At 50.7% G+C, this 19,518-nt stretch carries 18 protein-coding genes; 14 read left to right on the top strand and 4 right to left on the bottom strand.

Features of this window, described 5'->3' with window-relative positions:
* Nucleotides 1–300 precede the first annotated feature (300 nt).
* From KNQ12_RS06620 to KNQ12_RS06560, 13 genes are read left to right on the top strand one after another with little or no spacing between them, the layout of a single operon-like run.
* Complete coding sequence (locus KNQ12_RS06620) at nt 301–936, top strand: YveK family protein (RefSeq protein ID WP_235147600.1); 636 nt, start codon at nt 301–303, stop codon at nt 934–936.
* Between the two features lie 21 nt (nt 937–957).
* Nucleotides 958–2,823 carry a polysaccharide biosynthesis protein gene (locus tag KNQ12_RS06615; protein WP_023469400.1) on the top strand — a complete coding sequence of 622 codons (1,866 nt, stop codon included), beginning with the start codon at nt 958–960 and terminating at the stop codon, nt 2,821–2,823.
* Between the two features lie 15 nt (nt 2,824–2,838).
* A complete protein-coding gene (locus KNQ12_RS06610) occupies nt 2,839–4,098 on the top strand; it encodes an oligosaccharide flippase family protein (protein WP_214746960.1) in 1,260 nt (419 codons plus the stop codon).
* A 12-nt stretch (nt 4,099–4,110) separates the two neighbouring features.
* Nucleotides 4,111–5,397 carry a hypothetical protein gene (locus tag KNQ12_RS06605; protein ID WP_214746957.1) on the top strand — a complete coding sequence of 429 codons (1,287 nt, stop codon included), beginning with the start codon at nt 4,111–4,113 and terminating at the stop codon, nt 5,395–5,397.
* Nucleotides 5,387–6,421 (top strand): NAD-dependent epimerase, encoded by a 1,035-nt coding sequence (locus KNQ12_RS06600; RefSeq protein ID WP_214746955.1) that lies wholly within the window; start codon nt 5,387–5,389, stop codon nt 6,419–6,421. The genes KNQ12_RS06605 and KNQ12_RS06600 overlap by 11 nt, the downstream gene beginning before the upstream one ends.
* Nucleotides 6,411–7,760, top strand: coding sequence for a phenylacetate--CoA ligase family protein (locus KNQ12_RS06595; protein ID WP_214746952.1), 1,350 nt, complete (start codon nt 6,411–6,413; stop codon nt 7,758–7,760). Before KNQ12_RS06600 ends, KNQ12_RS06595 begins: the two co-directional genes overlap by 11 nt.
* Before the next feature lie 12 nt (nt 7,761–7,772).
* Nucleotides 7,773–9,116 (top strand): nucleotide sugar dehydrogenase, encoded by a 1,344-nt coding sequence (locus tag KNQ12_RS06590; protein WP_251055720.1) that lies wholly within the window; start codon nt 7,773–7,775, stop codon nt 9,114–9,116.
* On the top strand, nt 9,104–10,213 hold the full coding sequence (locus KNQ12_RS06585; RefSeq protein WP_035396069.1) for a glycosyltransferase family 4 protein: 1,110 nt from the start codon (nt 9,104–9,106) through the stop codon (nt 10,211–10,213). The genes KNQ12_RS06590 and KNQ12_RS06585 overlap by 13 nt, the downstream gene beginning before the upstream one ends.
* 15 nt (nt 10,214–10,228) lie before the next feature.
* Nucleotides 10,229–10,849, top strand: coding sequence for a sugar transferase (locus KNQ12_RS06580; RefSeq protein WP_214746949.1), 621 nt, complete (start codon nt 10,229–10,231; stop codon nt 10,847–10,849).
* The gene (locus tag KNQ12_RS06575) at nt 10,830–11,903 is read left to right on the top strand and encodes a lipid II:glycine glycyltransferase FemX (RefSeq protein ID WP_214746946.1); all 1,074 of its coding nucleotides are present in this window, start codon (nt 10,830–10,832) and stop codon (nt 11,901–11,903) included. Before KNQ12_RS06580 ends, KNQ12_RS06575 begins: the two co-directional genes overlap by 20 nt.
* Nucleotides 11,900–13,051, top strand: coding sequence for an aminotransferase class I/II-fold pyridoxal phosphate-dependent enzyme (locus KNQ12_RS06570; protein WP_251055719.1), 1,152 nt, complete (start codon nt 11,900–11,902; stop codon nt 13,049–13,051). Before KNQ12_RS06575 ends, KNQ12_RS06570 begins: the two co-directional genes overlap by 4 nt.
* Entirely contained in the window at nt 13,048–13,818 is a 771-nt protein-coding gene (locus KNQ12_RS06565) for a hypothetical protein (protein WP_251055718.1), read from the top strand. The genes KNQ12_RS06570 and KNQ12_RS06565 overlap by 4 nt, the downstream gene beginning before the upstream one ends.
* A gap of 29 nt (nt 13,819–13,847) precedes the next feature.
* On the top strand, nt 13,848–14,744 hold the full coding sequence (locus tag KNQ12_RS06560) for an LCP family glycopolymer transferase (RefSeq protein WP_214746943.1): 897 nt from the start codon (nt 13,848–13,850) through the stop codon (nt 14,742–14,744).
* Nucleotides 14,745–14,983: 239 nt separating this feature from the next.
* Here KNQ12_RS06560 and KNQ12_RS06555 read toward each other — a convergent pair whose 3' ends face one another.
* Together KNQ12_RS06555 and KNQ12_RS06550 are read right to left on the bottom strand one after the other, a co-directional pair.
* Nucleotides 14,984–15,589: an AmiS/UreI family transporter gene (locus KNQ12_RS06555; protein WP_214746940.1), complete on the bottom strand. Its 606-nt coding sequence runs from the start codon at nt 15,587–15,589 to the stop codon at nt 14,984–14,986.
* A gap of 146 nt (nt 15,590–15,735) precedes the next feature.
* Nucleotides 15,736–16,947, bottom strand: coding sequence for an SH3 domain-containing protein (locus tag KNQ12_RS06550; protein WP_251055717.1), 1,212 nt, complete (start codon nt 16,945–16,947; stop codon nt 15,736–15,738).
* 163 nt (nt 16,948–17,110) lie between these two features.
* Between KNQ12_RS06550 and KNQ12_RS06545 the strand changes: the two genes are divergently transcribed.
* The gene (locus tag KNQ12_RS06545) at nt 17,111–18,016 is read left to right on the top strand and encodes a Gfo/Idh/MocA family protein (RefSeq protein ID WP_214746932.1); all 906 of its coding nucleotides are present in this window, start codon (nt 17,111–17,113) and stop codon (nt 18,014–18,016) included.
* Between the two features lie 74 nt (nt 18,017–18,090).
* On the opposite strand, the gene KNQ12_RS06540 is transcribed toward KNQ12_RS06545, so the two are convergent.
* Nucleotides 18,091–18,705 (bottom strand): hypothetical protein, encoded by a 615-nt coding sequence (locus KNQ12_RS06540; RefSeq protein ID WP_152995325.1) that lies wholly within the window; start codon nt 18,703–18,705, stop codon nt 18,091–18,093.
* Complete coding sequence (locus tag KNQ12_RS06535; protein WP_214746929.1) at nt 18,702–19,385, bottom strand: hypothetical protein; 684 nt, start codon at nt 19,383–19,385, stop codon at nt 18,702–18,704. The genes KNQ12_RS06540 and KNQ12_RS06535 overlap by 4 nt, the downstream gene beginning before the upstream one ends.
* Nucleotides 19,386–19,518 lie beyond the last annotated feature (133 nt).

Raw genomic sequence — 19,518 nt, 5'->3', positions numbered from 1 at the left:
TACCGATTTGAACACTTTTTAATCATCAAATTGGTATTTACCCTTATCTTTCAAAACATCATGCAGATAAATGAAAAAAGATTAAGAAAAACGTGATCATTTTTTCGTGAATCGCGTTTTTTTCGTGACATGAATTCATACGGTGAACTAGTGTTGCGCAAGCGAGATAGCTACCGAAAAAAATATAATCATTTCCACCAAGCTCTAATTGTTTTGGGATTCGATTGGAAATAAGGTGTAGATACAACCAATGTCCATCCATTCGGTCAAGTCAGAAAGAGGTGAACAACAGTGAGCTCGATGCATCAAAGAAAAACCTTCGGAGATCATTTGACGACGCTCCGACGCGGCTGGTGGCTACTCGCACTCTTCATGATTCTCTTCGCGGGTGCTGGATATGCACTCAGCATGTATGTCATTCCAAAGACATACGAGGCGACGGCCTACATCCTCGTCGTTCCTCAAGCGAACGCTGAGGCGACATCGACGCCGACACTCGTCAGTACCTATCAAGATATCTTACGAAGCCCAGAGGTCGTCGATCAGGTCGCCCAAAAGATGAACGTCACCGACAAGCGGTTATTCGATTTGACGGATCGTCTGACGGTCTCGAGCAATCTCGATTCGCAAGTCATCGCCTTATCCGTCACGGATCGTTCGGCGGAGCAGGCAGCGATTCAAGCGAACACGATGACGGAAGTCTTCCAGGACTATCTCCCGCAACTGATTAACACGAGTAAGACGGAAGTGTTCTCGAGTGCACGGATTCCAACGAACCCCGTATCACCGAACATTCTGATGAATACAGGGATCGGTGGCGTTCTTGGTCTGATGCTCGGACTCCTGATCGTCTATTCTCGCTCGTTAAGCAAAAAGGAAGCGACACGTGAATCCACTGATAGTTATCCGAAAGCAATTCCCCGCACCCATTCATGAGAGAGGAGAGGAGACACCGTCATGCAGCATTCCCCGCTCACCCCGTACCGTCGGCAGTTGAAGATCGGACTCCTTCGCCTGATCGACGCCGGAATCATCGCACTCGCGACTGTCGTTACGTTCTACTTCTTTAATCCGCTCCATCTCACCGTCAACTTCGAGTTGCAGGATGCACTCGAAATCGCTCTCATCCAGTGGGTCGCCCTTACGTTCGTTGCACACTGGATGCGCTTCTATCAAATCATCTGGCGTTACGCGAGTCTTCGTGATCTCGCCGTTCTCCTCGTCGTCGTTCTCGCCAGCAGTTTCGTCTTACTTGGTCTTGAATACGCGTTGTTCGACTTCGCGGTCGAACGAGCGATCTTCTTGCAGACCGGACTCGTCTTGAACGGTATCTTATTCGTCCGGTTGTTGATTCGTGGACGTAGCTTAAGACTCGTCCCTGACAATAAGACGCTCGGCAAACGAACGCTGATCATCGGTGCCGGTGCTTCCGGTCAGATGATCACAAAAGAGCTGAAACAAAAGAAATCGCATATCTTAAACGTCGTTGGATTACTGGATGATTCGCTCGAACTACGCGGGATGCGGATTCACGGTGTTCCCGTCATCGGAGCAATCGACCAACTCGAATGCATCATCGAGGAACAAAAGATTGAAGCAGTCGTTCTCGCGATCCCATCGTTACCGTATCCGCAGCGGGTTGAATTGCTGAACCGGATTAAACAAACCCAAGTCGAAGCGCATACGTTACCGATGCTCGTCGAACTGGCGTCCGGAAAGGTCTCGATCAAACAAATTCGTGAAGTCTCGATCGCTGACTTACTCGGTCGCGAACCGGTCGAACTCGATATTACGGAAATCGAACGAAGCGTTCATAGCGCGACCGTCCTCGTCACCGGTGCTGGTGGTTCGATCGGTTCCGAAATTTGCAGGCAACTGATTCGCTTCCGTCCTGAACGGCTCATCCTTCTCGGACACGGCGAAAATAGCATCTATCTGATCCGCCGGGAACTCGAGTGTCTCAGTCGGGACATCCAGTTCGAATCCGTCATCGCCGATGTGCAAGACAGTGATCGGATGCTTGAAGTCATGCGACGGTTCGAACCGGATCTCGTCTATCACGCGGCAGCCCACAAGCACGTGCCGCTAATGGAGGATAACCCAAGCGAAGCCGTCAAGAACAACATCTATGGAACACGCAACGTCGCTCGAGCGGCGGAAGCGGCTGGTGTCAAACGCTTCGTCATGATTTCGACCGATAAGGCCGTCAATCCGACGAGTGTGATGGGGGCGACGAAACGAATCGCCGAGATGGTCATCCAGCAGATGGCGCGTAACAGCGAGACGACGTTCGCCGTCGTCCGGTTCGGCAACGTCCTCGGGAGCCGCGGTTCCGTCATTCCACTCTTCAAAGAACAAATCGCGAAAGGCGGACCGATCACGATCACCGATCCCCGGATGACGCGCTACTTCATGACAATCCCGGAAGCGAGTCGTCTCGTCATCCAAGCGAGTGTCCTCGCAAAAGGTGGCGAAGTGTTCGTCCTCGATATGGGTGAACCGGTCCACATCACGACACTCGCGAAGAACTTGATTCACTTGAGTGGATTCACGGAAGAGCAGATTCCAATCGTCTACAGCGGCATTCGAAAAGGCGAGAAACTCTACGAGGAACTGCTCGCTCGTGATGAAGTGCATGACGAACTCGTCTTCGACAAGATTCTTGTCGGTAAGACACGACCTTTTGGATCCGTCGACCCGTACCTGCGTGAGATCGCCCAAGCGCTCGGTCAGGACGAGGTACTCCGCCAGTATTTGTTAGACGTCACGAACGAAACCGATGCCGACCCGGTCGCACCGACGATGCGGATCGCTCGCAAATAGAGAGGAGGGGAAACGATGAAAACGGCCCGGCTGTCCCGCTTCAATCTCATCTTCATTGCCGATACGGCGTATTCGCTTCATCAATGGATGATTTTGACGCTCCTGATCAAATGGAGTACACCGCTCAACATCGGTTATTTCAACTACGCCCTTGCCATCACCGCACCGATCGTCATGTTCTGTTGGCTGAACGCCAGTACGATCCTGACGGCAGAACGGGCTGGACTGACGAACTTCTGGCTCTTCATCAAGACTCGTTTTTCACTCCTCTCGGCAGGTGTGTTCGTCCTCCTTGGGGTCTATTATTTCTTCGGTGAAGCGGACATTTTACTCCTGACACTGCTTGTCTACCTGAATAAGTACATGGAATCGTTCGCTGATCTCGCTTACGGTTTCTTGCAAGGACACACTGCCTTCAAGGAAGTCGCCGTCTCGAAAATCTTCCGGAGTCTCTTGAACGTCTCGGGCGCAGCACTCGTCCTCTTTACGACCCATTCAATCCATGGATTCGTACTCGCCTTGATCGCTGGAAACTTGATCATGCTACTCGCATACGATTTACCGACAATTCGTCGCATTGGTCGCGGCTTTGACAATCAAGCGCTCGACTTACGGTACCGGTCAGGCAAGGAGCTGTTCCTTAAAGCGATGCCACTCGGCTTCGTCGCTCTCCTGATCGCCTTGAACGCAAACATTCCACGATTGTTCGTCGGTCACGCAATCGGAACGGAAGAGCTCGGTTACTACGCCAGCATCGCCTATCTACTCGTACTTGGCAGTCTGTTCATCCACTCCTTGATCGCCGTCTTACTACCGAACTTCTCGTCTGAGACGGGTGAACGTCAAAGTTTACCGGAACTGCGCAAGCTGACCCGCTCGATGTTACTGATGACGAACGTCGTCGGCATCCTGTTGATTGTCGGAGCGATCTTCTTCGGCAAGTGGGGCTTGACGATTTTCTATAACGCGTCGTTCGTTCAATACCACTTGATTTTCGTCTTGATGATGGTCGCCTCACTCTTTTTCTACAACTCGACCGTCATTCAGGCACTCTTGACCGGCTTCCAGCAATTTCGGATTCAGACGATTTCGATCTTCGGTAGTGTCGTCGTCAACCTGATCGCCTGCAGCCTGTTGATTCCGCTGTACGGTCTATACGGTGCGACGATCGCTTACACCCTCTGCGCCGTTACTCAGATCGTCCTATTGTTACCAGCATTGTATCGATCCTTGTATCCACGGGACGTCACGCTCGTCGTCGAACAACGCAGCTAAGGAGGGAAGAAGATGCGACCAATCCTACTACTCATCGTCATCGAAGCGCTCGTTTGTCAATTCGCCCGGTCGCTCTTCCCGGACACCTACGTGACCGCCTTGCTGCTCATCAACTCGGTGTTGTTTCTCTATTATCTACTCCGTCAGGCAGAGACGACGCCACTCTTTCTCGTCTTCATCACCGCTTTCTTCGTCCGGCTGGTCCTGATGTTCATCGATCTCGAGCTGTTCCGTTTACCGCCACACAGTGGGGACGATACGGAAGCTTTTCATCTCGAAGGTGTCCAAATCTTCACCGATCCGTCGACCTTCAATGATGTCGTTCGTGGCACCTATTCTAAGTTTCTCGGAATCTTCTACCTGATGTTCGGTCCTGAACGAATCCTCGCTCAGTTCTTGAACGTTATCCTCGGTGTTGTCGCTGTCGTCATCCTAGCGAAGGCGCTACAACGGTTACGCTTACCGGAACGATACGTGTTCGTAGCTACACTGATCTTCGCATTTTTCCCACAAGGATTGTTGCTCTCACCGATTCTCTTGCGTGACCAGATCGTCGCTCTGGGCATCGTCTACACACTTTACTACATGGTGCGCTGGACGGAAGAGAAGTCCGGATGGCATATGACGCTCGCGTATCTCGGCTACTTCGTTAGTACAATGTTCCACTCCGGACTTGCTGTCGGGATCATCGTCTTACTCGTCTATTTCTCGTTTTATAGCCATGAGACACGACGAATGGATTTTGAACCGACGAAGGTGCGGCGACTAATCTTTCAAGTACTGATCGTCGGCTTCATCGTCTACAGCTTCCAGGATGTCTTGTTTGCAAAGTTCACCCACGTCTCAGAAAACGGTCAGTTGTTCAGCGGGATGAGTTACGACCGTGGCGGCTCCGCTTATCTGAACGGATTGACGGTGACAGGTCCAACTGACATGATTCTCTACTCGCCGATTCGAACGATTTACTTCCTGTTCTCACCGTTCCCGTGGCAATGGTCGAGCGTCATGAACATTTTGATTTTCTTCCTTGACGCCGTCTTCTACTTCATCGCTTGTTTTGCGATCGTCCGGTCCTTTAAACTGATCCGTCAGCATCCATTCGGCAGCGTCCTCTTCTTCTTTTTCCTTCTCTTCGCACTTAATGCCGTCATCTTCGGTCTTGGAACCGGCAATGTCGGAACGGCCATCCGACACCGGTATAAGTTGTTCCCGATGTTACTCATCGTCTACACATCCGTTCACTACTTGCGCTGGCAAGCGCGCCACTACTTCGAGGAGGTCGAACACCGTGCCGAATAAAACGATCTTAATCACTGGTATCGCAGGCTTCATTGGATTTCACGCCGCACGTCGTTTCATCCGGGAGGGTTACCGAGTCATCGGACTCGATGAAGTGAACGACTATTACGACCCGACGTTAAAAGAAGCCCGGCTCGCTGAACTCGGAACGAACTACACGTTTTACCGGGTTTCACTCGAAGAGACGGCAGCCGTCGCGCAGATTTTCGAACAGGAATCGATCGATCTCGTTCTCCACCTGGCAGCACAAGCAGGGGTACGGTATAGCATCGATCGACCGGACGTCTACATGACGTCAAACATCGTCGGCTTTCTCTCGATTCTTGAGGCGTGTCGGCATTACCCAGTCGAACAACTGATTTACGCTTCCTCAAGTTCCGTCTACGGATCGAATACGAAGATGCCGTTTGCGACGACGGATGCCGTCGATCATCCGCTAAGTCTTTACGCCGCTTCAAAGAAAGCGAATGAACTGATGGCACACACCTACAGCAGTCTCTACGGCATCAAGACGACAGGCCTTCGCTTCTTCAGCGTCTATGGTCCTTGGGGACGCCCGGATATGGCACTGTTCAAGTTCACGGAAGCAATCGCGAAAGGCAAACCAATCGACCTCTACAACTACGGTGAGATGGGGCGGGACTTCACTTACGTCGACGACATCATCGAAAGCATCTACCGCCTGTTCCAGACTGAACCGGAAGTCGATGAATCGTTCGATGCCTCAAATCCCTTACCGGACCGCAGTAACGTTCCGTATCGTGTCTATAACATCGGCAGTCACAGCCCGATTCGTCTCAATGAATTCGTTGCTTTGATTGAGCGGCGCCTTGGCAAGACGGCAATCCAAAACGGGATGCCGCTTCAACCAGGCGATGTTCCAGAAAGCTTTGCTGACGTCTCATCACTGTTCGAGACGATCGGCTACCGTCCACAGACGACGGTCGAAGCGGGCGTCAATGCATTCATCGACTGGTACGAGAGTCACTACTTGCTGAAGGAGGAAATTCAAGATGGCGCTTAAAGAGGAATTCTACTATCGGTCCCCAATCTTCATCCAAAATTGGCTGACCTCCTTATACGGTCGGAAGTTAATGCAAGAACGATACGGTCCCCTCTATGAACAGAAGATGAAGGAACTCCGGAAAAAAGATCGGACGCAAGATTATAAAGCGGAACAACTCGATCGCTTGAATGCCTTTCTCATTTTTGTTGCAACGCATACGCCATACTACGCGCAACTCTTTTACGAACATGATATCCAATTACCGTTCACGTCACTCGAGCAACTGAAGACAATTCCAATCCTTGAAAAAGAAACACTTCGTCAAAACAATGACGCCTTCATGTCCCGCGTCGATGCGCCGGTTCGAGGGCGGACGGGGGGGACGAGCGGGAAGTCACTTCAAGTGGCGTTCATGCGCGAGGATGTCCAGGAACGGATGGCACATCTCGATTACTTCAAAGAACGTCATGGTTTCCACGCCGGAATGCGCCGAGCGAGTTTCACCGGACGGACGCTGACAGCTGTCGATCAAAAGAAACCAATCTTCTGGCGGATGAACCGACCACTCAATCAGTTGCTCGTCTCGATCTTTCACATGAAGGAAGAGAATTTCCCGGCCTACATCGAGGAGCTGAATCGATTCCAGCCGCAAGCACTTGACGGCACACCGACAGCGATGGTCGAAATCGCCCGCTATATGCTGAAGCATCATATAAAGCTGGATATCCCGCTGATCGCCATCTTCCCGACATCGGAAACGGTGACGGAGGAGATGCGCTCGGTTCTCGAGGAAGCCTTCAACGCACCGGTCTTCGATCAATATGGTTCTTCAGAAGGCGCACCAATCATCTCAGAATGCAGTCATCGAAAACTTCATCTCCATCATGAGACGGGCATCATCGAACCATATGGAGAGGACGGAGAAGTCGTCGTCACGTGTTTTACGACACGGGGCACACCACTGATTCGTTACCGGATCGGTGACCGGATGACGCTCAGTGACGAGACCTGTAGCTGTGGCTTAAACGGACCAGTCATCGCTTCGATCGATGGACGGGGAACGAGTTATATCGTCAGCGAAAAGAGGGGCAAGGTGTTCGAAGGGGATATCACGACGATTGCCCGAGAACTTCCGAACTCCGTCTTGCGACTCCAAGTCGAGCAGCACGCGCTCAATCACGTGACACTTCGGTATATTCCAGATGCGAAGCGTTTCCATCCAAAACACGAGCAGATCCTCTTGAACGAGATGCGCAAGTTGCTCGGATCCGAGATGAAAATCGTCCTTGAGCCTGTCGAACAAGTCAAACAGGAACCGAACGGAAAAACGTTGATCGTCAAACAGTCGATGAAATAGGAGGAACCCACCATGAACAAGGCAGTCAAACACATCGTAGATACGACAGCAGCCCAAACTGGTTCACTTCCCATTGCCAACCGTTCGATTGCCGTCGTTGGACTCGGATACGTCGGTCTTCCCGTCGCTGTCGCCTTCGGCGAAAAAACAGCCGTTGTCGGCTTTGACATCAAGGAACAACGCGTTCAAGAACTGCAAGAAGGGATCGACGCGACACTCGAACTGAGTCCGTTCACGTTGAAGAACGCAACCGTCGACTACGTCTCGGATCCATCAGCACTGCAAGCGAGTGACTTCATCATCATCGCCGTTCCGACACCAATCAATGCGCAGAATCAACCGGATTTAACGCCACTCTTACGGGCCTCACACCTCGTTGGTCGCCAGCTCAATAAAGGCGATATCGTTGTCTATGAGTCGACGGTCTACCCAGGAGCGACGGAAGAAGATTGTATCCCGGTCCTTGAAGAAACATCGGGCTTACGCGCCGGTGTCGACTTCTTCGTCGGCTACTCACCGGAGCGGATCAATCCGGGTGACCACGAGCACACGTTCAAGACGATCAAAAAAATCGTCTCGGCTCAGGATGAACAGACACTCGATATCGTCGCGGAAGTCTACGAAGCGGTCGTCGAAGCCGGTGTCCACCGGGCTTCGTCGATCAAGGTTGCAGAAGCCGCAAAAATCATCGAAAACACACAGCGCGACCTCAACATCGCCTTGATGAACGAACTGGCAATCATTTTCGACCGGATGGACATTGATACGCTCGAAGTCCTCGAAGCAGCCGGTACGAAATGGAACTTCCTTCCGTTCCGCCCGGGTCTCGTCGGTGGTCACTGTATCGGCGTCGATCCATTCTATCTAACGATGAAAGCCGAGTCGCTCGGCTATCATCCGGAAGTCATCCTCGCCGGACGCCGGATCAACGATACGATGGGACGCTTCATCGCAATAGCGCTCGTCAAGAACCTGATTAAACAGAACATGCCGGTCCTCGGTGCTCGTGTCACGATCCTCGGCTTATCATTCAAGGAGAACGTCAGCGATATCCGGAACTCGAAAGTCGCGAACCTCGTCCGCGAAATCGAAGAGTTCGGCATTGACGTCCAAGTGACGGATCGACTCGTCGAAAAGAGTGAGGCGAAACGCGAGTACGGCATCGACTTGCTCGAGATGAGCGAACTCAAACCAGCCGACGTCGTCATCTTCGCCGTCTCACACGAAGAATACGTCGAAGGCGGTTGGAATCTAGCGCAACACTTACTGAAGGTCGGACGCGGAATCGTCGTCGACATCAAAGGCATGTTGCCACGGTCAGAACAGCCAGAGGGGGTCCACGTATGGCGCCTTTAAAAATTCTTCAGGTCTGTGCCCTTGATACGACGGCAGAGACGATGTTACAGCCGCTCTTACTCGCTTTACAAAACGCCGGGCACGACGTCGGCATTGCTTGTGCCGACACCGGTGCCTCGGTGAAACTCGCTGCAAAGGGATTCCGGATGCACGACATCCCGATCGAGCGCCGGATCGACTGGACAAGTAACTGGCGGACGATCCAAGAAATCACACGAATCTTGAAGGAGGACGGCTACGACGCCGTCCATGTCCACACACCAGTCGCTGCCGCCCTCGGACGCGTCGCCGCAAAACGGGCCGGAACGAAGCATATCGTCTACACGGCACACGGCTTTTACTTCCACGAGAAGATGGGGCGGGTGACGTACCAGCTGACGTATTCCGTTGAAAAGTGGCTAGCTCGTTTCGCGACCGATTACCTTCTCCTCCAGAGCGAAGAAGATTATCAACTCGCTCAGCGCAAACGCTTTAAGGCGAATACCCGCCTGATGCACCTTGGAAATGGGATTGACTTGACCCGCTTCTACCCACGACCACGTGAAGCCGGAGCGCCGTTTACGTTCCTCTTCATCGGTCGGATCGTCGAAGAAAAGGGGATTCTCGAACTGCTCGATGCGTTCGAGGACGTCGTCTATCGCCACCCGGAAGCCCGTCTCGTCATCGCTGGTGAGATGATGGCAAGCGAGCGGGATCAGACGACGAAACACTTATTCTTACGACGGATTCGCGAGATTCCGAATGTCGATTACCTTGGGTTCGTCGAAGACGTACCGAGCTTGTTTCAACAAGTCGATGCCTTCGTCTTACCATCGCATCGCGAAGGCGTCCCACGTTCGATCATCGAAGCGATGGCGAGCGCAAAGCCCGTCATTGCAACAAACATCCGCGGCTGCCGCGAAGAGGTCGTCGAGGGGAAAACGGGGTATCTCGTTGAAGTCCACGACATCGCGAAGCTCGCCAAACGGATGAATACACTCGTCGAACATCCTGACCGTGCCAACGAGATGGGACGGAATGGATTTGACCGTGCCATGAAACATTTCAACGAAGCCGACGTCATCAAACGACAACTTGATCTCTTTTCAGCTATGTAAAAGGAGGACGTCATCATGAAACGCACATTCGACTTCACGGTTAGTCTGATCGCCATCCTCATCTTGATTCCTGTCTACGCCGTCGTCGCCTTAGTCATCTACACGAAGCTTGGACGACCGATCTTCTTCAATCAAGTCCGCCCTGGTTATAAGGGAGAATTGTTCAAGATCTATAAGTTCCGCACAATGACGAATGAAACGGATGCCGAAGGGAAACTCCTTCCGGATGCGGACCGGATTCCGGCATCGCTCGAGTGGATTCGTCGCTTAAGCCTTGATGAGATCCCGCAGTTCTTAAACATCCTCCGCGGACAGATGAGTTTCGTCGGACCGCGTCCGTTACTCGTCAGCTACTTGAACCACTATACGAAGGAGCAGATGACACGACACGATGTCTTACCTGGTCTGACGGGATGGGCACAGATTCACGGTCGCAACGCAACGACGTGGCAGCAACGCCTCGAGCAAGATCAATGGTATGCAGCCAATCATACATTCCGACTGGATCTCTACATCCTATTCAAGACGTTCAAAATGGTCATCTCGTCAGAAGGGAACTCGACGGCTCACCAGACCGGCATGGGTGAGTTCAAGGGTCTCGACGGAGGTGTTCCCCATGATGTCGCTAAGCGATGAACGGTTGATTCGGGATCCACGCGAATGGGACGCACTCGTCGCGACCTATCAACTCGATTGTTATTACGAACATGCTTACTTCGAACTTGCGAAGGGACCCGATGAGATTCCTGAATTATTTTATTATCCGACGGAGTTTGGGACGTTGATCTATCCGTACTTGCGGCGACCGATTCCAGGCACACGCTTTGAGGACATCACGACGCCGTACGGCTATGGTGGTCCTTATTTCATGGGTATCTGGTCACTTGATCAGATTCGCGAAGCCCGCGCGCGATTCGAACAGTACTGTCGTGAAACCGGAATCGTCACCGAGACGGTTCGTTTCCACCCTTTGCTACACAATCAGGAACTCGGTCAACACTGGTGCCATCAAACGGATATCTTGCAGCCGACGGTGACACTTGAGCTGACGGATCCGTTCGAGACAATCGAAGGTGGATTCTCGCAAATGACGCGACGTAACATCCGGAAAGCACGCCGCGAAGGCGTCACGATTCGCCTCGGACGTCCGGAAGAGTACTCGGACTTCGCCCGTCTCTATCAGATGACGATGGATAAACATCAAGCCGATGCGCGGTATTACTTTGATCAGACCTACTTCGATCACTTCGCTGAAGGACGGATCAAAAATGTCCTGTTGCTTGCCGAGCAAGCAGGGCGGATCATCGCTGGGTGCATCGTCCTGACGGGTCGCCAGTTCGCACATTATCATCTCGGTGCTTCAGATCCTGCCTACTTGTCGCTTCGCCCGAACCACCTCTTATTCGCGGAGATGATTCGCTGGGCAAAACAAGCTGGTCTGCAAGCGTTGCATCTCGGTGGCGGAACGACACGATCCGATGCAGATAGCTTACTCGCCTACAAACGATCCTTTGGTGAAGCGAATCGAACGTTTTTTGGACTCGGGACATCGATTCTTGATCCGACGATTTATGACCGGCTCGCGCGACAAATCAAACAACAACATCCGGAAATCGAGACAGGACAGTGGTTCCCGATCTACCGGACGCCGCTCCGTCAGCTGTCACCTCGAAGGGAGGAAACATCATGAAACACATCCCGCTCTCCATCCCGCACTTAAGTGGTCAAGAAGCACGTTACGTCACGGAAGCACTCGAGACGAACTGGGTCGCACCGCTTGGACCGAACGTCGATGCCTTCGAACGAGAGATGCAAGCCTACACGGGAGCTCGCGCAACGCTTGCGACGAGCAGTGGTACGGCAGCCATTCACTTGGCACTCGCGACGCTTGGTGTCACGACGGGGGATGACGTCTTCTGTCAGTCCTTGACGTTCATCGCTTCGACGAATCCGATTCGTTACGTCGGTGCTCGTCCTGTCCTGATCGATTCGGAAGAGGAGACATGGAACATGTCACCCGTCGCACTCCGACGCGCGTTGATCCAGGCGGCAACGCGAGGAAAACTTCCGAAAGCCGTCATCGTCGTTCATCTATACGGAGTCGCGGCACAAATCGAGGAGATCGCTGCGCTCTGTGAAGAGTATGATGTTCCGTTGATCGAAGACGCGGCAGAGTCACTTGGAACACGCGTCAACGGGCGGATGACGGGGACATTCGGGACGTTCGGAATCTACTCCTTCAACGGCAACAAGATCATCACGACGTCAGGTGGTGGAATGCTCGTCGCAAATGATCCAGTCTTGATCGAACGTGCCTTCTATCTCGGGACACAGGCGAGACAACCGGTCCTCCATTACGAGCATACGGAAGTCGGCTACAACTACCGGATGAGCAACGTCGCTGCTGGGATCGGACGCGGTCAACTCGAAGTCATCGATCAACGCGTCGATGCACGGCGAAAAATCTTTGATCGTTACGATCGTGCCTTTGCGCCGGACGGCGTCACGTCGCAAGTCGAGCAGACCGGAACATTCGCCAACCGTTGGCTCAGTGCTTTTCTCTTACCAGGCGGTCAAGTGCAACGCGACGAAATGATCCAGACGCTACAACAAGCGAATGCCGAGTCCCGTCCGGTCTGGAAACCGATGCACTTGCAGCCCGTCTATCGCGACGTACCATTCATCACAGCAGAAGGGATGGATGTCAGCCGTCGTCTGTTTGAAGACGGCATCTGCCTCCCGTCTGCTTCACAAATGACGTTCACCGAACAAGCCGTCGTCATCCGAAACGTTCGTCATACCTTACAGACGAACGTACGCCGGAACGTCCAGTCATGAATATATGGGAAGGGGACATCGTCATGCGCGATATGGAGGAAGCGATCCACGCACTCCGTCTCGCTGCGAACGGGAAGAATGAATTGACGGCCAATACCTATTTCCGCTGGCAATTGAACACCACTCATCCAAGCGTCGCGGAAATCCTGATGCTGTTTGGGTCGTGGCAGATCGCCTTGGAACGAGCTGGCATCGGACAAGCCCGCTTGACGTTCACGAAATCGGAAATCATTGACGCCTTGCGTCAGGCACGGGAGGAACTCGATCCTTTCACGAGCGCGACGTACCGCGAATGGGCGCAACAAAAGCAAGCACCTAGCCTGACGGATATCGTCCATCAATTCAACTCGTGGCAGCAGGCATTGTCAGAAGCGGATATCTTAAAGGAACGCATCCAGGAAATGGAACAACGGATCATCGAGTCATTACTTGAAGCGCAAGGTGCCTTGCCGGTCTTGACGAGCCAGACCTACACGAAGTGGGCGGCTGGTCAAAATCGTCCGACCGTCGCAACGATTGCTCGCCGGTACGGCTCTTGGTCAAACGCCCTTGAAATCATCGGCATTGAATTTCCGCGAAAACGCTGGCGGGAAGAGGAAGTACTCGACGTGCTCGCTGCAGCCGCAAAAGAAACGGAACATCTGACGATCGCAAGTTACCAACGGTTCAGCATCGGACGTGATGCGCCAAGCATCGGCGTCATCACCGCTTTGTTCGGTAGCTGGCGCAATGCGTTGCTCGTACTTGAAGCACAGAGACAGTCCTGAATTCAGATCGAAGAAAAGGAGAATGGATGATGAAGAAGTGGAAATGGATCGTGTTGACACTGACGGGGATATGCCTGCTCCTTCTCTTCGGTTCAGGCGGATACGTTTACCAAAAAGCGAGCCAGACGATGCAAGAAGTCCAAGTACAGGTGCCAGTCAAAGCGAGCGTCGAGACAGAGAAAGCTGTCGAACAGAAAAAAGGGCTCTCCTTTTTATTACTCGGCGTCGATCAACGAAAAAACGAGACAGGACGCAGTGATACGATCATCGTCGTGACGATTGATCCGAAGACGAATAAGAGCCAAATGATCAGTATCCCGCGTGATTTGAAAACAGAAATCATCGGCAATGGATCGAACGATAAGATCAATCATGCGTATGCCTTCGGTGGTCCACAGATGGCACTCGACACGGTTAGTCATCTGCTGGATATCCGACTCGACTATTTCGCAGAAATCAATTTAGAAGGGTTCACGGATCTCGTTAATGCCGTCGATGGTGTCACCGTCGAGAACGATATCAATTTCTCATATTATGAGATGCAATTTCCAAAAGGGGAACTGTCGCTGAACGGGAAAGAAGCACTTGCCTATGCGCGGATGCGCTATGATGATCCACGCGGTGACTTTGGACGACAGATCCGTCAACGGCAAGTCGTTCAGGCGGTCACCGATAAGATGACGGAGGACTTCTCGATTCGTCGCTTCAATGCTGTCCTCGACGCACTCGGGAAAAACGTCAAGACGAACGTACCATTTTCCGTTGCCCGGACCGTCGCGACGGATTACCGGGATGCCTTACGAAATGTCGAGACCTTATCACTCGACGGGAAAGGGGGAATCGAATCGGACGGAATCTACTACTGGCATCCGACGGATAAGTCGTTGAAAGAAGTTCAAGCTCAACTAAAGGAAGCATTGGAATGACATGAGGCAAGAACGAGCGTATGCTTTGTTCGTCTCGCATCGTTTTCCTGGGACAAGCATCGTGCCGCTTCGCTTCGCTGCAGGGTCACTCTTGCTTGTTTTTCCCTAGGAAGCGATGTCGAGCGAACAAATTATTTTGCTTTTCGTTTGACGTATACTACAAATAAAACAAAAAAAGATGTCCATCTCCGATTCATAACCGAAAATGGACATCTTTTTTTGATGAATCGATGAGCGTATCACGACGACCGGATCGTCCGAAGCATCGAGAATTTCATCATCGTATAGAGGAAATAGACGGTAGTCAGAAGGGCAGCACCGCTCCATAACCATTGATACGCTGAACTGAAGTAGTCGAATCGAAGCCCGATCAGTGCCGGTACGATTAATGTCAACCAGCTCAAGACGAGGGCGACACGGGCAGTGATTGCATCAATCGGGCGATTCATTCCCATTCCGAGAAAGAACAGGCTCCAGAGCAACGCCCAGAACAACCACGTCACACCACCGATGATGTCATTCGTCGTGAAACTGACGAACGCATAAAACAAGGCGGCAATCGCAACGAACAAGGAAAACCAACCGACCCCGCTCCCGTCGAGATTAAACAAGAACGTGATCCCGACGTAAACGTACGTAAAGGCAAACAGATAGATGCTCGCGTATCCGAACGTCAACGCTGGATCGCCAGCGGCACCGATGACGAGATAGGTTGCGATGAACGTCTGCAATAAACCGGTGATGAGACTGAAGACACCCGCGCTACGGAGATCGACTTTTCCGAACAAGGTCAAGCTATTTAAAAAGAGCGCGACGCCCCCAAATAACAAACTGACATTTCCCACGTAAAACTCTCCTTCATTAAGACGTCAGACGTCTGATTCTATTCTTAACTCTAAGATGAATTCGTTTTCAGTGCAAGCATAATTTTAGAGACAAAATGAAAAATAACCTGACTCCCGGAAAGGGAATCAGGTTGTTGATTGAGCAATTATTGTTTCAAGACAGAGCGGAGTGTCGTTTCCGTTTGAGTGGGAGTACCTTTGAGTGTGACCAATCCATAACGGACATTCCCCTTTTTAAGGAAAAAGACGCGCGTATTGTTCGCTTCAGGGGTGTATCCCGTTTTACTCGCATAAATACGAGGTTCCTTAGGTAAGGTTTTATCCGTGTGATACCACTTCAACGTTCGAGCGTAAGGTCCTTTGATGCTTGCTTTATATGATTTTCGACCGCTTACTGTAATCAGGTAGCTATAATTCGCGTACGTGTTCGCGAGTTTTTGCATATCAGCAGCTGTCGTATAGTGATTCCATTCATGAAAACCATGTGGATTGGAAAAATGACTGGCTGACATGCCGAGTGCTTGAGCACGACTATTCATTAACGAAACGAATTTTGATTCAGAACCCGCGGTCCGAACGGCAATCGCTTTAGCGGCATCATTACCCGAGCGAATCAACATGCCATTCAAGAGTTGGCGCATCGTGACACGATCTCCCGAGCGTAAACTCGCGACACTGCTACCATACGGTACTGAAATCATGGAATACGTGAGCGTAAAAGGCTGATCCAGTGTACCGTTTCGAGCGGCTACTTCGTATCCGACGATGGCAGTCAACAACTTGGTCGTACTTGCCGGATACCGTCGGACGTTACTTTGTTTCGTCGTGATATAGGAAGTAGAACCGAGTTGAAAATAGCGTAAAGAGGCAACCGGGTATTTACTAGCTGCTGTTTTCTTTCGGACGACTTGATTGGAAACGTAGCGTGTCTTTCCTCCGTCTTTAATCTTATACCATCCTTTGGAATAGGAGACTGCTTGTAGCACACTCTTGTAAGCAGCACGCCGAACAATCGTCTTACTAGAGGAGGTGCTTGGTTTGGAGCGAATGTTCGCGCCAGACTTAGAGGTGACGATGAGAGCATATGTACTCGAACCAGTCACTTTTTTTGCGACTTGATTGGACAGATAACGGTAAGTACCGCCATCTTTGATTTTGTACCAACCGTTCGAATACGATACTGCTGTGAATTTCGATTGATACGCAGCGAGGCGAACGATAGTTGCAGAGGAACTCGTACTTGGTTTAGAACGAATATTTCCTCCGGATTTGGATGTGACGACGACTTGATAACTGGCAGCTTGCGCCGGTAAAGCTGGTAGGAAAAGTGTAAACAGGATCAGGAGTATCAGACTCATTCGAAAAAATGGCTTCATAAAAAATCATTCCCTCCTTTTTGAAAATATAGATTCATCATAAAACAAAAAAAGGAAATTCACTTGTTTTCAAAAAAATTGATGCATTCGAATATAATAGTGAGGAAAAGGGAATAATGGAGCAGATGAATGGAGGAGATAGTAGATGAAATTAGCCGTAGTAGGTATCGGAGATATCGCACAAAAAGCATACTTACCTGTATATGCCGCAAGAGAAGACGTGGACATTCATTTGATTTCGCGCGAAGAGGAAAAAGCGAAAAAATGGCAATCGATGTATCGTTTTTCAGGCACGTTTCCGACTTTAGAAGCGGCGTTGTCAGAGGGAATGGATGCTGTCATGATTCATTCCGCAACAAAAGCGCATGCAACACAAGCGAAGCAAGCACTCGAAGCAGGAGTACCTGTATTCGTCGATAAGCCGATTTCGATGAACATCGAGGAAATTCGGGAGCTGGTTCAATTGGCAGAGGAAAAGAAGGTCCCGTTCATTACAGGATTCAATCGACGATTCGCGTCCGCACATCGTCGCCTGTTAGAAGTTGAATCCCCGAATATGATCATCATGCAAAAAAATCGAACGCCTTCTGTTGAGGGCGCGCAACCTTTTTTGTTTGATGATTTCATCCATGTTGCGGATACGCTGCGCTATTTGACGGGACGTGGAAAAATCGAAAACCTGCATATCCGGAGTAAGCAGGATACGAGTGGGTTGCATCACGTTACGATCCAATTCGAATCAAATGGAATTACTGCCATCGGAGTGATGAACCGGAACAATGGTGTCACGGAAGAGCGGGTAGAAGTGATGGGACCGTATGAAAAGCGGATCGCTACAGACGTGACGATGCACGAACGACAAACGAGTGAAGGAACGCTTGTCTATCCGCTAGATAACTGGGAATCGACATTGAGTCGAAGAGGATTCATTGCCTTGATTGATGCATTCTTGAAAACGATAGCGGGTGAGCCGTCTGCGTCCGTCACGGCTTCAGATAGTTTAGAAACTCATGAACTCTGTCATCACATCTATCAACATGTGATGAGATGAACGAAAGCCGTACTCTGGAATCAAGAAGAGTACGGCTTTTCTATGGATGGAATCGAGGAATGGGTCTTCTACCATCACGTCACCTCATAAAGCTGATACGTCTTTTTTCCGCCTGGTCCTTCGAAGGTCAGACGAAGCGAGGAACGAACGAATCGATAGGTCACACTTCCTTCTGAAAAGAAAAGGCGAGCTGAAAGGTCAGGCTCGAATCGAATGACCTCTGTATCGTTTCGAAAAGATCCAGCTGTTCCGAAGTGATCGAATTGAAGGGATGCGACAAAGGTATTTCGTGAATCAAACGAAACGTGGATACGACCGCTCCCTTCAAACGGTTCATTTTCGAAAGTACTTCGCTCCACTTCATACGTTCCTTCAAACTGCCGGACTTGCTTGATTTTCTCTTGAGCGGTTTGTTCAATCAACTGAGCCCGTTCACGAATCGGGTGATCCGGCGCTAAATCAGACTGTTCAATCGTACGGGCAGTTCGGATTACTTCTTTGAAATGATAGCTAGCGAACTGTTGCTCCAGCTTCACCATCGTTTGAGCCGCTTGACTATCCTGCTCAGTTGTCGCACGCTCGACGACTTGAGTGTAGGCATCGTTCTCCATTTCCCTTTGAACGTTAGAGGGCGTCTCTTTACAACCTGATAAAATCAAACAGAAAAGAAGCATCCATGTATATCTCATGTTTTCACCTCAGTTCGTGTAGTGTGCGTGATTTGAAGATGATCCGTATGCAGTTGAATACGATACTGCACGCGATAGGTGACAAATGACGGCTCGTTTCCTTGTGTCATTTGATACGTTTCTAGCGTACGAAGTTCATAGATGGAGCCATCGGATGAAAAATCCTGGAATTCAACTGTGTGAATGCGGGGTGGTGCAGCAGAAGTTGCTTTTTGGCGTAGAGCAGTCAGTGCCTGAAGTTCAGATTTGAATGCGCGAGAAGACATATATTGAATCGAAGAGAATGTCTCGATCGAATCATAACGTGTTGAAAAGGTGATGAGTTCAGGGACGGTTCCTGTATACTGACGGACGAAACGTAATACATCATACGATGTAGGCGGTTTATTTTTCGAATAGGTTTGATTATAGGCAACCTGTTCATCTGACCATTCCGAGAGACTCCATGTCTGGACTTTGGAAGGTACGACCTCTGAAGAAGAGGCATCTTTCGTCATGTACCAAAATAAACTCGAAGTCATTAAGACGAAAAGAATGATTATGCATAGTAGAACAGGACGAAATGCAGATGAAGTCGGTTCCGTTTCAGGACGCTTCCGTGCGATGACGGGATGCTGGCAATAGGAGCACGCGTCATCCTCGTAGCCTAGAGGTGTTCCGCAAAGTGAACAACGTTCCATAAGACAAGTCCTCCTAAGTGTATGAAATTCAATTTCTTGTCGGTATCTTATTTATTGAAATCATTTCCATCTTATCATTAATTGAAAACGTAATCAAAGCATGAAAAAGAACTCATCCAGCTTGATAATGGAT

The sequence above is a fragment of the Exiguobacterium sp. s11 genome (genome assembly GCF_018619015.1).
Taxonomy (GTDB): domain Bacteria; phylum Bacillota; class Bacilli; order Exiguobacteriales; family Exiguobacteriaceae; genus Exiguobacterium_A; species Exiguobacterium_A indicum.
The sequence above is the reverse complement of the archived record's forward strand: the minus strand, read 5'-3'. Positions and strand labels throughout refer to the sequence as shown.